The 13153-nt window shown below is 51.7% G+C and carries 10 protein-coding genes; 1 reads left to right on the top strand and 9 read right to left on the bottom strand.

What is annotated here, in order from left to right; translation table 11 throughout:
* Positions 1-60: 60 nt before the first annotated feature.
* The 3 genes from ATI02_RS29475 to ATI02_RS29485 form a co-directional block, all read right to left on the bottom strand.
* Positions 61-1280 (bottom strand): IS3 family transposase gene (locus ATI02_RS29475; protein ID WP_372241875.1). Its coding sequence is split into 2 segments (ribosomal slippage): positions 61-935 and positions 935-1280, totalling 1221 coding nucleotides; the frame shifts between segments, so codons are not numbered across the junction.
* Positions 1281-1619: 339 nt separating this feature from the next.
* Positions 1620-1916 (bottom strand): hypothetical protein, encoded by a 297-nt coding sequence (locus ATI02_RS32185; protein ID WP_146166057.1) that lies wholly within the window; start codon positions 1914-1916, stop codon positions 1620-1622.
* 11 nt (positions 1917-1927) lie between these two features.
* On the bottom strand, positions 1928-2680 hold the full coding sequence (locus ATI02_RS29485) for a hypothetical protein (RefSeq protein WP_338110225.1): 753 nt from the start codon (positions 2678-2680) through the stop codon (positions 1928-1930).
* Positions 2681-3081: 401 nt separating this feature from the next.
* Here ATI02_RS29485 and ATI02_RS29490 point away from each other — a divergent pair, with 401 nt between their 5' ends.
* Positions 3082-4062: an IS5 family transposase gene (locus tag ATI02_RS29490; protein WP_100845114.1), complete on the top strand. Its 981-nt coding sequence runs from the start codon at positions 3082-3084 to the stop codon at positions 4060-4062.
* Positions 4063-4196: 134 nt separating this feature from the next.
* On the opposite strand, the gene ATI02_RS29495 is transcribed toward ATI02_RS29490, so the two are convergent.
* The 6 genes from ATI02_RS29495 to ATI02_RS29520 form a co-directional block, all read right to left on the bottom strand.
* Positions 4197-5267 carry a DUF6708 domain-containing protein gene (locus tag ATI02_RS29495; RefSeq protein ID WP_338110224.1) on the bottom strand — a complete coding sequence of 357 codons (1071 nt, stop codon included), beginning with the start codon at positions 5265-5267 and terminating at the stop codon, positions 4197-4199.
* A 4-nt stretch (positions 5268-5271) separates the two neighbouring features.
* Positions 5272-5559 (bottom strand): hypothetical protein, encoded by a 288-nt coding sequence (locus ATI02_RS32190; protein WP_146166056.1) that lies wholly within the window; start codon positions 5557-5559, stop codon positions 5272-5274.
* A gap of 179 nt (positions 5560-5738) precedes the next feature.
* Positions 5739-6824, bottom strand: coding sequence for an Asp23/Gls24 family envelope stress response protein (locus tag ATI02_RS29505; RefSeq protein WP_338110223.1), 1086 nt, complete (start codon positions 6822-6824; stop codon positions 5739-5741).
* Positions 6824-10186: a toxin VasX gene (locus ATI02_RS29510; protein ID WP_100848107.1), complete on the bottom strand. Its 3363-nt coding sequence runs from the start codon at positions 10184-10186 to the stop codon at positions 6824-6826. Before ATI02_RS29510 ends, ATI02_RS29505 begins: the two co-directional genes overlap by 1 nt.
* Positions 10183-11082 carry a DUF4123 domain-containing protein gene (locus ATI02_RS29515; RefSeq protein WP_100848108.1) on the bottom strand — a complete coding sequence of 300 codons (900 nt, stop codon included), beginning with the start codon at positions 11080-11082 and terminating at the stop codon, positions 10183-10185. The genes ATI02_RS29510 and ATI02_RS29515 overlap by 4 nt, the downstream gene beginning before the upstream one ends.
* Positions 11075-13117, bottom strand: coding sequence for a type VI secretion system Vgr family protein (locus ATI02_RS29520; protein ID WP_100848109.1), 2043 nt, complete (start codon positions 13115-13117; stop codon positions 11075-11077). The genes ATI02_RS29515 and ATI02_RS29520 overlap by 8 nt, the downstream gene beginning before the upstream one ends.
* Positions 13118-13153: the final 36 nt, after the last annotated feature.

The raw sequence follows: 13153 nt of genomic DNA on the forward strand, positions 1-13153 counted from the left end.
GAAAGGCGCCTGCCCATAGGGCGTGGACTTGCCCCTACAAAACCGGACACCAACTCCCCGTTAAATTGATGCCACTGCCAAGCGCCTGAACTCCCTCGGTGAGCGATAGTTCAAGGCGCTGTGCGGATGCTGCTCGTTGTAGTGTTCGAAGGCAATTGCCAGGTTACGCAACGCCGTTTCTCGATCCGGTTTGGGCATGTGCGCCACGTAGTCACGCTTGATCGTCTTCACGAAGCTCTCGGCCATGCCATTACTCTGCGGGCTACGCACTGGTGTGGTCACCGGCTGCAAGCCGATCTGCCGAGCAAACAGGCGCGTCTGTTCGGCGGTGTAGGCCGAACCGTTATCGCTGAGCCACTGCACCGGTGTTGCAGGCAGTTGATCACCGAAGCGCTTCTCCACACTTTCCAGCATCAAGTCGCGGATATCATCGCCGCTGTACCCGGTCGGGCTCGCGACCCAGCCGATGGCTTCGCGATCACAGCAGTCCAGGGCGAAGGTCACGCTCAGTTTAGCGCCGTCCTCACAACGGAACTCAAAGCCGTCCGAGCACCAACGCGTATCGCTGGTTTGCACCGCAATACGGCCTTCGTGCCGCCGCGGCACGCCGGGTTGTTTGATCCGGCGCTCAAGCAGCAGGTTGTGATCACGCATCACCCGGTAAACCCGCTTCACGTTGATCGCAGGTAGCAGCTGGGTTTCACGGGCGCGACGCAGCAATCCCCAGACTCGACGGTAGCCATAGCTGGGCAGCTCGCTGACCTGTTGCTGGATTTCGGCCACCAACTCAGCGTCGTTCACAGGCCTGCTTCGCCGTGTCTTGGGCGATACCGATTGCTTGATTCGAACCGTTAATTGCGAGCGCGCCACACCGAGACATTCGCTGACCAGTTTCACTGGTCGTCCCCCGGCAACAAGGGTGAGTGCGCAATCCATTTTCGCGACCGGGCGATCTCCACGGCCTCTTTGAGGATTTCCGCTTCCATCGTTTTCTTGCCCAACATCCGTTGCAGTTCACGGATCTGCTTGAGCGCATCGCTCAGCTCTGAGGCCGGTACCACGGCTTCGCCAGCACTGACCGCCGATAGACTGCCGTCCTGGTACAGCTTGCGCCACAGGAACAACTGGTTGGCATTGATGCCGTTGCGCCGAGCCACGACCGAAACGCTTTGTCCTGGTTCAAGGCTCTCTCGAACCATGGCCAGCTTTTGCTCTGGGCTCCAGCGACGACGCCGCTCCTGGCCCAAAAGCTCACCACTCTTATCGTTGCTATTAGTCATAAACATAACCGTTTGCCTATCCCTTATCGTAAGGGGGAAACGGTGTCCTGTCTTTCATGGGGCTCGTTCAGGGCGATACACATTGAGTTCGCACTGAATAATGAGCCTTGTATCCAATAGGTAGTCATTGCACCGGCTACAAATCCCAGGATTTGCATGTAGTGAGCAAATTTATTTCCCGTCATGAATAACACGAGAGAGGTGAGCATCAAAATGGCGGTGGAAATACCAATGATCGCACCTCCTGCAGTGCCAGGGTTGCCATATCCTAGCTCTGTTCCTATAGAACCAAAGACCCCTAGAACCCACGGCGCCCAGATGAACGAATAGCAAACGAGCTTAAGTACGAAAAAAATGGGGGAGTTTGCTGGAGTTTTGAAATTTCCAGCGCTTATTGCTGCAATAGGTTTCTTCGTCGTGATCGCTTGTTTTATCCCTGACGAAGAGTTTGATAGCTTCAAGTTGAGAGCTGACTTCTACCTCAGGCTCTAAATTGGCGTAATTGCCAAACGCCAAATGAGTGTTAAATATCCCGGTCCGGTTTGCATCGTCCGTGCTGCGAGGTGGTGGTAAAGGTTTTTTGCTGTTGCTTCGATATGCTCCATTTGCATAGATTTTATCTGGTTCAGTAATCATTCTACTATGTTCTAATTTAAGATATCGACTTTCTCTATTGTGCAAGTGGTGTCGGTTAGTAAATTGGATTTAATGATATCAATTGCTTCTTCTCTTTGTGAGTCAAAAAAAACATAGAGGCTTCCTAATGCTAGGTGCTTGGAGTTTTTTTGTGGTACGCCATACTCAAGTTCCACCATATTTCTGTTTGTTGATATTATTAATTTTTTTAATTCTTTCCATTGTAAAAAATGGTGGTGATACTCGGTGTGCAAATTTTGATAGCTTTTAGAGTTTGCCATCGCTAGATACATCAATCCCATGCCTCCAGGGCCTATCATCGCTCCGATCAAAAAAACTGGATCAATCGTCGCCAAAAAGATGAAAATAATCGCAGTTGCACCGGCGAACCACTTAACGAAAGTCAATGTCCATTTGGCGGGGGATTTCCACTCGCAATACTCAATTCCAGACTTGGTAAAGCGATAAGCAAAACTCACCCGCTGGTGGGTCATGCACGAAATTGTAAATAATATGAAAAAAAAGAAAAATATACAGGAAAGAGTTCGCCACGGCTGGCTCATTCCCTCATAGACCGAATACATGATGAAAGAGCCACCGAGCGTGAGCGCAGCCATAAAAGCAAACATGCAATTAGCCACGAATGTATTGTAGTTTCGTGCGCGAATGGCCCATTCTAAAAATTTCGGTTCTGCAAAGTACTTCCATTGAAGTTGCGGCGGTAAACTAGGTGCTTTGCTGAAGTTGAATATTGTACGGATCATTCTACTATTCCGTTAGGTACAGCTAATTTCAAAAATAGGGTGCTTTTTTACTTAACGCAATATCTTCCTTTAGTTCGCCGCTGAAGGCGTTGTTGGCTCGGTCGGCTTCACTTGAAGTCCTTTCGAGCGCTAGTCGAAACATATAGCCGCGATTATCTTTGCGTTGAAGTACTCCTGGTGGGTATTTGACCTCTACTTCAAGAACGGAGCTTTCAAGCAAAGGTGACATATTTATTTTGTAAAAAATACATCTATCACCCTGTCACCTTTTGCTCTCTTGGCTCCTACGCCTCGTTAATTATGCTGTGCTTCCTGTTCCGTCGATGAGCGCTCTAGGGAAACTCTGAAGAAGACTTCCTGATTTTGGCAAAATACCGGGACTCCACCCGCCGAGCTTTCCGATGAAACAGATGACCTTCGCTGACGCCGAGTACGCAGGCAAGCGTAAGCAGACCCGCAAAGAGTTGTTCTTGATCGACATGGATCAGGTGGTGCCGTGGAACGGCTTGATCAAACTGATCGAGCCGTTCTACCCGAAGGGTGAAGGCGGTCGTCCGGCTTATCCGTTGATGACGATGCTGCGTGTACATTTGATGCAGAACTGGTTCGGTTACAGCGATCCAGCGATGGAGGAAGCGCTGTACGAGACCACCATCCTGCGGCAGTTCGCCGGGCTGAATCTGGAGCGTATTCCCGACGAAACCACCATCCTCAACTTCCGCCGACTGCTGGAGAAACACGAGCTGGCTGCCGGCATCCTGGCCGTGATCAATGGCTATCTGGGTGACCGAGGGTTGTCGTTGCGCCAAGGCACCATTGTCGATGCCACGCTGATCAATGCGCCCAGCTCGACCAAGAACAAGGACGGTAAACGCGATCCAGAAATGCACCAAACCAAGAAGGGCAACCAGTACTATTTCGGCATGAAAGCGCACATCGGTGTGGATGACGAGTCAGGTCTGGTGCACCGCGTGGTGGGCACAGCCGCCAACGTGGCGGATGTCACTCAGGTGGACAAATTGCTGCACGGTGCGGAGAACGTGGTCTGCGCCGATGCCGGTTATACCGGCGTCGAGAAACGTACCGAGCATGATGGGCGCGAGGTGATCTGGCAGATCGCGGCACGCCGCAGTACTTACAAAAAGCTGGGTAAGCGTAGCGCTCTATACAAAGCCAAGCGCAAGATCGAGAAGGCCAAGGCCCAGGTGCGCGCCAAAGTCGAGCACCCGTTTCGGGTGGTCAAGCGCCAGTTCGGTTTTGTGAAAACGCGCTTCCGTGGCCTGGCCAAAAACACCGCGCAACTGGTGACGCTATTCGCGCTGTCGAATCTGTGGATGGCACGCCGACATTTACTGACGAGTACAGGAGAGGTGCGCCTGTAATGTGGGAAATGACCGTTGCGAGGTGCTCGCGGCGGCTAAAAGCGCAGAAATACGCGGATGATCTGATCGTTTTGGTCGATTCGCCGTTTTCAAAATCAGCGGAGGCTGAAGTCAGCCAGAAAAGCGTGACTACTTCAGACCATCCCTAGATCTATTTCAAAGTAACTCATGAAATCTTGACCACGAGCAAAAGCTTTTTCGATTTTTGCTGACTGTTCTTTCAACGCTGCGCTCGGTTGTGCCCACTGTTCGGGTGGAAGCTCTTCAGACCACCTTTCAACTGACTTGGGAAATCCTTTCATGCTGTAGCGGTGATCCCATTCCGCTATCCAGTACGGAAGACGCCACCACGTAATTAAATGAGTCAAATACCACCATGCCACACCTAGTGCAGAGCGCTCCTTGTGTCGGTATTCCTCTCGCATGTCATCGCGTTCTTTATTGAAACTATGACTGCCCTCAAAAGGGGTCTTGCCTGGGCAGAATTGGGTGCCCTTTTCCATGTAGATGCGGATGGCTTCCCATTTTCCTAAACCATGAATAGGTGTCATTACCTCTTGATTAAGAAAGTGTACCGTATCAGCCTCGGGGTTATCGATGGCCATGCCAAAGGTATAATTTCTCATTACACCTACTCCCGTAACTCCCGTACTTATTGAAAGCCAGGCGACAGTGTCTTCCCAAGGTTGGATTATCGGTTCATCAGAGCCGTCAGGGAAAAAACAGACTTCACGCCGTTGGCGATTAAAGCGAATTGGACGAGCCCTTGATTTTTTGAGGGTACTGCTGATTACTACATAGCTACCGAGGATCGCCACTCCTCCAGCGCACCAGATAGATAGTCGCAAGCCAAACTCAAAAAAATCGCTAAAGTACCACCAGAAACTCCGACCAAAGGGATTATTGATTCCAGCGAGACCTGCAAGTGTTGGAACAATTAATAAACATGAAATGAGTACGAGCATTACACTTGCGATCATCACTCTCGCTTGGAATGCCTTGTTCACATTACTGCTGCCTACATCAAGAAACGTATCGTTTACTTCAATGAAGCTTCCTCCCAAATCCATGGGCGTTTGCCCCGTCGGAATTGGTTTTGGTGAGAAAAATATGGCTTCACCTGTAGCGAAGCGCCGGCGTTCTCCCGCAAAAGGTCGGCTTTGTTTGAAATCAAACTCATCGTTTTTCTTAGGGTTCGAATACATGCTTTCAACCTGTCAGGTTTGGAGAACTCAAGGCTTCACTGTTGATTACTAACCATGGAGCATCGGATGCTCGAGTTCGTAGTACTGAAACTGGTGAAAACGGCTTGCCACTTTGGGCGTTAAGCGTAACAGACTCGAAGCGCTTTTCTCGAAATGTCTCTTCGCCTGCCACAGGGTGGTAGCGCAGAGCAATACCCATGCCATGTTGCGCATTGGTTTCATTCTGAAAAATCTCAAAGCCAAGTTTGAGTGGTGCATCCAGAGCACTCAACAGATTGAGTTGATAGAGCATCGGCTCACTCCACGGCTCCCAGTCATTGCGTTGGTGGTTAGGGCTCGAAAAGGGGACGGAATTATTTTCTTTTGAAAATAAATCATCCCATTGTTTTTCATTTTTGTAAAAGCTCAGACTTGACCTGATGGTTATTGGGTTATCTAATTTTTGGTAACTATATAGCTCAGCTGTATCTTCTATTCTTCTGCCTTGCTTTCGTTTAGGTTTGCCTTGAAATACGTCATAAAATCCTGCCCTTGAGCAAAGGCTTTTTCGATTTTCGCGCTTTGCTCTTTAAGCGCTGGGCTTGGCTTGCCCCATTGTTCAGGCGGAATAGGTTTGGACCACTCAGCAATGGATTCAGGTAGAGATTTCATGCTGAAACGATGGTCCCATTCTGCTACCCAATACGGAAAACGCCACCAAGTGATCAAATGTGTCAGGTACCACCAACCAACTCCTAAAGCGGAACGTTCGTTGTGCTGGTATTCCTCGTGCATGTCTTGTCGTTTTTTATCAAAGGTGTGGCGACCCTCGTAGGGTGCCTTGCCTTGGCAGAACTCTGGACCTTTTTCCATATAGATCCGTATGGCTTCCCACTTACCCAAGGCATGGGCAGGAGTCATCACGCCTTGTCTCACAAAATGCACTACGTCAGCTCTGGAATCGTCGAACGCCATACCAAATGTATAGGCGCTTGTTACGCCTACTCCAGTAACACCTGTACTGATTGAAAGCCAAGATACTATCTCTTCCCATGGTTGAATGACGGGGAGGTCAGAACCTTCGGGAAAGAAACAGACTTCACGGCGTTGGCGGTTGAATCTAATTGGACGGGTGCGCGACTTCGCTCTGGTAGTGCTCAAGATAACGTAAATACCCAAGAGCGCAGCTATTCCTCCACCCCAAATACTAAAGGTCACACCGAAATCGAACATGCCTGCTGTTCTGTCCCAAAAGGACTCGGAAAATGGGGATCCCCAGGTAGTAGATCCTGCAAGCAAAGGCAGAATAATCAGGCATGAAAAAATAAACATCATCCCGAGCCCAATCATTGCCCTCGCTTGGAAAGCCTTGCCGAAATTACTACTGCCTACGTCGAGGAATGTGTCATTCACCTCAACAAAGCTTCCGCCCAAATCCATGGAGACGTTGCCCGTTGGTATCGGAAGCGGGGAGAGGAATAATGCCTCACCTGTCGCGAATTTACGCTTCTCACCAGCCATGGGCCGTATTTTTTTGAGATTTAGATCGTCGCTGGATTGCTCATTTATTGAAGACATTAGGTTTGCCCGGCTTGTTTTGATGATTCGAGCACAGTTAGCGTGTCGGTGGTCACAATGAATGCTTGAGCGGTTGTATTTCGTGCGCTGAGAAACCCGGTTGGTGAAAATTCCTTCCCGCTTCCAACGTTAAGTGTCTTGGTTTCAAACATTATTTCCTGATATTTTTGGGCTCCGGGGAGTGGATGGTATCGCAACTTTATGGCAAGACCGTGCTGAGCGTTAGCCTCATGCGCAAAAATTTCTAACCCAAGTTGGAGTGGCGCGTCTGGTGGACTCAGTAAGTTGAGTTGATATAGCAAAGGTTCAGTCCAAGGCTCCCAGTCATTGCGCTGGAGATTGCTTGACCAATACGCGGTAAGGCCAAATCCAACATCATCCAGCTCTCGAATTGTTATATTCGGAATGCTAATCACCGCAGTAGGTCTGTTATTTATTTGTCTTAGACCGACCTGAGGGGTTGAAGTGATCTCTGCCAATTGCATGCGATCTTCTTGGAATCCGCGATTTTGGTTCTTCTTTCCCCACGCGCCCTGCTGAAGCCAGTTATCAAGCTTCGTTTTATTGTTTCGGTTGTAAATCCACTCGCCACCTAGCTGCAACACCGTCAAGCCTAACCCTATTAAATTAGCTCTCGCAGCAACGCTCAGAAGTTTTCCTCCAGCTGTAACCCAAGCGACAGCTCTTGCTTGACTAACATTTGAAGCCGCTTCAAACATATATTGCCCTGTTCGTGCAACTGCCCAACCGTTAACGACGAACTGTCCAGAGTCGCCCGCGATTGTCATGCTGGCACCAGCCAGCTTTGCACTATCTCCCGACCTCAAGGCTTCAGTCCAACGAGCGACAGAGCCTTTTTCCCCGTACAGACTTGTGGCTGCCGCTGCCATACCGAACCCGTAAGCAGCTAGCCCCAGCCCCCCGGTGAGCTTTCCAATGCGCGCGGCTAGCTGGACTTTGCCGGCAGCACTTGAATAGTTGCTTTTGACTACGTTTAGAGTGGTGGCTGATATCCCCTGTGCAGCCGCAAAGCCTCCTCCGCTTGCAGAGAAGAACGCATTGCCAAATGCAACGTAATCAGTTTTATCCCAGCTGGGTTTTCTTCTTAGCTCTGAATAAACAGTGACAAAGCTAATTAATTGCACGACAAATACAGCTGATGCGAAGATGTCGCCTCCCGCAGATTGAAAGATATCTTTTCCTAGTCCTCTTACCTTATCGCCTGCATTTAAGCGATGATCTTCGGCCATTCGGTGGAATTCAGCTTCTTGGGCGCTGGTTAGGCCTTTAATTTTTATACTTGCTTTACTCGGGCCTTCGCCAACAGCAATCATCGCAGGTGCGATTTTTTTCTCTAACGGGGCGACGGATTGCTGAACAGATTTACGCTGTGCAACCAAAGATCGATAGCTCCCCTTGGGGGCCCGACCTTTTCGCTCGTTAGCCAATGTCTCTCTGATCCTGTTTTTCAACGAGGACATCTGCTGGCGGAGTTCGGTGAGTTTCGCCATGTCAGCTTCGAACGCATGAAGCTGGCTTGCAGAAGCAAACTCAAGAGTAATTCCTTTTTTGCCAAATGTTCTTAGTACGTCGATCCATGCTGAGCCGGGAATATTTCGTAGAATTTTAGATGGGTCTATTGCCCGGCCGTTGCGTAGTCCTTCTATAGCTTCTTCTAGAGCATTCGCCAGGCGGAGTTGTTTGGCAGGTTCATAAGCAGTGTTTCGTGCTTGATCGAAAGTTATACCATCGTTACTTAGATTGATTGATGCCGCGAGATCCTGAGTCAGGAGTGTTACAAAATCTCGACTAATTTTTTGCAGTCCTTGGAAGTCCTTCGCTGAAAGGGGTATATCCCGGGCCGATTTTATTAATGAGCCGATTTTTGCAAACAGGTCCTTCTGATCGGTCAAACTTGCAGTAAAGAAGGTTGGAACTGTAAAGCCCGGCTCTTTTTCTATTAGGTCTGCAATCGCTTCGGTAGCCTTGTCGGTGCGACATATATCTTTCATGCATGCGTATTCAGTAGCAAGAGCCGATTCAAGTTGGGTTACAAGTTTTGGATCAAAATACCAAGCAGATTTATAGAAGCGTTTTTCACATACTAATTTTACTCGATCTTCAGTTATCAGATCCAAACGCTTATTCCAACGGCTTAATTGTGCTCGCTGTTGTTTAAGAAAGGCTTCCATAGCCGGTCGGTCAATCAGGTCGTTAATGCCTTCTTGTCCCATTTTTGCGCCATTGAGCGCTTCATCCGCGTTGTCTTCGATGGTCTCGATCAGGTCTTCGTATTTGGAATACAAAGGTCCAAGATTCGTACGCATCCGCGACTTTGAAGCTCCAATAGCCCCACGATGCGTACCAGCGCCTGAATACTGGGTTTGATTTTTAACGTTGACGTAGTCGACGATCGATTGCCGCTGCTCTTCGCTTGTTTCGTCCTTGAGTTTGGCGAAGCGTGGATCGCCTTGCGCAGCATTCAGGATGGTTTCGCCTGTTACGGTGTACAACGATTCGATGTAGCAACCAAACACATACTTCTTTTGATTGGCCTCAGCGTCGCTCCAGTCGCTGATCCAGCCTGTGACCAAGTCCTGATGCTCAGCGAGATCGCGTAACACGCCCAGGTCATCCTGTAAGACCAAGTACAGATGGTCACGCTCATGTTCTGCCTTGACTTGCTTTTTCAGCGTGCCCAACTGAGTTTTCTTGAAGTGCGATGCTTGCTCCCAGAGATAGTCCTGACTTTCCTCAGGTTTGGCACCCGTAACCGACGGCTCTTTACTCGGTTGCTCCGCAACCTCCGCAATCCACTTTTCCGCCTGACTCGGAGTCAGTAGATTAGCTGCTCCTTTCTCAGGGTCAGCATTGGTGAGATCGACCTTCTGCATGAAGTATTCACGTTCAGACTTGTGCTTGATGACCTGCGCGCATTTCGCGGCGGTCCATTGCACCTCGGAGTAGTTGACGTAGAGTTTGCTTAATCGAGGAAAAACTAAAGTGGCTTCGCCCACATTACTTTCGCGTTTGTTGGCTTTGATCTCGCCTTTTTCCCAAAGCAGTTGGGTCACGATACCGTTTTGCACACGGTATTCATGAAGGATCGCTTCGGGCTTTTTTTCAACGATGACGTAAAGCCATCCGTCGCGGATCAAACGAATACCCAGCGGGCGCGACTCCAATTTGTACGGCATAGCCAGCGCACTCGATGGATCTAGCCTTTCCACAATTCCGTAACGTAACGGAATGAGCTGGATCTTGGCTTTCATCAGCGAACAGCCGCCCAAAGCGCATTTGCCATCGTCCCGGCTTTTCGCAGCGTTGTTCGGGTTTTTTGCTGCCGATGTTGGCGTTGTCATCCTTGGCTCCTGTTCAGGGTTGTAGCCCTTTCCTGGGCAATATCAGCGACCCTTTCGAGTCGTTGTGCAGGCGTTTGTTCCGACGGGGTTTTGAGTATGGCGTCGAGGTCTGGATGTTCTTCCAGTGCTCGCTCGCCAAGGAACCCGTGAATGTTGGCGTAGAGGGTGATGTCGAGTTCGGTGTTGAAGCCGCGATCGTAGGAGGTCGTTGCGAGTGCGTGCAGGTGTTCCCAGCGTTGCAGTGGGGTCGACTGTGCCTGATAGCTTGGAAAGTATTCTTGCATGTGTGCATCGAGGCGCATTACTACGTTGCGAAAGTTCACCTCATCCAGTTGACTGAGTTGTGCGTCGCTCAATCGATAGCGCTTATTGTGGTCGGGCTCGGGAGAATTGCCCGGCCGCTGGTTTATGTACCAGCAACCCAATGCAGCATCGGCAGTAACGATTTGTATGCAAGGGCCGAACAGGGTCGGATCCTTGATGGTTGCTGCGTGGGCGAGCAGTGCATGGGTTACGGCCGGATCCGCGATACGCAACAACACTTCTTCGCCCATCGGGTGCAAGACGCTGGTGAGCCAGCGAAAGTGTGCGACCAGTTGATCCCATGATTGATCGCTGAACACCAAGTGACCCCATTCTTGGTTTGAGGCGTTTAGGAACTGAGCCAAGATCGGGTCGTTTTGGTTTTTTATGAGCACGAGGCATGGGGAAATATCGCCCAGTTCTGCCCAGCGTGTCCCGAGATAAAGCGGCTCGAATTGAGGGTTTTCTGCCCACTGATATAAGTGCTGTGGGAGCTTCTCAACGCTGACACCATCAAGCAATAAACCAACCGTGCCATTCCACGGAAGACCTTGGGGAAGGCCGTTTTCCAATGGAAATTCCGCCTTAAGCATTCTGAGCCTCCAGTTTGGCCTTCTCGCACACCGCACAAATCGGCTTCTTCTGCATCAACGCCTGCCGCTGGGCCGGCACCAGCAATTGCCCAGCCTTATCCGCATCCGCCTGCTTCAACGGCCCCGGCAACAACGGCGCAGCGCCCGTGCCGCTACCCGGTCCACCGCCGGAGTTCATGTTGATCACCGGCCCGCTCATGGTCACGCCGCCAGCGTCGATCTTGATGAAGCTCCCACCGCCAATGAGCGTCAGTTCAGCGCCGGCTTCCATCACCACTTTCATGCCGCTGCTCAGGTGGATTTCCTGCCCGGCATCAATGAACTGCCCAGTCCCAATCTTGATGTGCTGATTCACGCCCACGGTCAGGTGATCATTCGCCCGCGCTTCGACTTTGCGATCGGCATAAACCGTGTGGTGTTCTTCGGCCTTGAATTCGCTGTAGCTGTTCTTTTCCACGGTGTCGTGGCGTTCGTTGCCGACGCGGATCTTCTGGTCGTGCTCGATGTTCTCGTCCCAGTCGCGCTGGGCGTGCAGGTAAATCTGCTCCTGACCTTTCTTGTCTTCGATGCGCAGTTCGTTGTAACCGCCGCCACCCATCGAGCTCAGGGTCTTGAAGGTGCTGCGGGTTTTGTTCGCCGGCAGTTCGTAGGGGGCGGTGTTTTCCTTGTGGTACAGGCAGCCGCTGATCAGCGGTTGATCGGGGTCACCTTCAAGGAAGGTGACCAGCACTTCCATGCCGATGCGCGGGATGGCGATGCCGCCGTACTGGGCGCCGGCCCAGGCGGATGAGACGCGCAGCCAGCAACTGGTTTTGTCGTCGGCCTGGCCTTCGCGGTCCCAGTGGAACTGGACTTTGACGCGTCCGTACTGGTCGCAGTGGATCTCTTCGCCTTTCGGGCCGGTGACCACGGCGCTCTGGCTGCCGAGGATGCGCGGTTTTGGATGGCGCAGCGGCGGGCGGTTGGGCACGTCCCACGGGGTGGCCTGGAAGCGGTTGCGGTAGCCCTGGTGGAAATCGTCTTTCAGTGCGGTGGTGTCGCTGGTTACCGATTCTTCCAGCACTTGCGGCTGTTTGCCTTCGTGCAGGACTTCGGTGAGCAACCAGAGGTCGTTCCATTTGGCTTTCGGGTGCGCGGTCAGCGCGAGGAAATGGCCGCTGACCAGCAACGATTGATCGCTTTTGCCTTCAGCCAGTTGGAAGTCGCTGCGGTGGCGTTCGAGGGCGCGTTTGGCCAGGTGTTTGCCGCGCTCACGGTCGATGAAACGGCCTGGGTAGTCGTAGTCTTCGAGGTCGGGCAGGGCGTCGCCGCGGTTTTCGCTTTCCAGCGTCAGGCGTGGTTTTTCGAAGTCGTAATCGCGGCGGGTGGTGCGGCTGGTGCGGGTTTCCAGGCGCAGGTCGAAGCGCTTGATCACCGGGTCGTTGGCGACCATGCCGGAGTCCTGCTGGTAGGCCACTGGCTTGAGTTTCGGGAACACCGTCTGGTCATCGCCGAACACGAGCTTGTGCGCCGTGGCGCTGTGCTGGAAGTGGTAGTGAATGCCTTCTTCTTCGCACAGGCGCTGGATGAAATGCAGGTCCGACTCGTCGTACTGCACGCAGTAGATGCGCTCGGGGTAAACCGAGCCGGTCTGGAATTCGTAGGCGTTGCTTTGGATGCCGTGCTCTTCGAGGACCATGCCGATGATTTTCGGCACGCTGAGGTTCTGGAAGATGCGTTGGTTGATGCGGTGCGCCAGGTACGACAGTTGCGGGCGCAGGGTCACCGAATAACGGGTCAGGCGTTTGCCGGAGTCACCTTGCGCGGCGCGGTAGATCTGGCCGTGGATGCCGCTGCCATCGGGCGACAGCTGCAGGAAGGCCGGTTTGTGCAGCAGGGTTTCGAGGTCCAGCGACGGTTTTTCACTGACCAGCTCCACCTCAAAGACAAAAGGCTGGCTGATGGCTTCCCGGCCGGTGAGGGTAAACACCTGAAAATCGGCGGAAAGCCCTTCGATGGTCAGGGCAAAGTGAGTTTCATTGGCCGGCGCGAACATCCCTTGTTCCTCGTGCTGTACAGCGGCGCTCGTCGA

The sequence above is a fragment of the Pseudomonas baetica genome, from assembly GCF_002813455.1.
Lineage (GTDB): Bacteria > Pseudomonadota > Gammaproteobacteria > Pseudomonadales > Pseudomonadaceae > Aquipseudomonas > Aquipseudomonas baetica.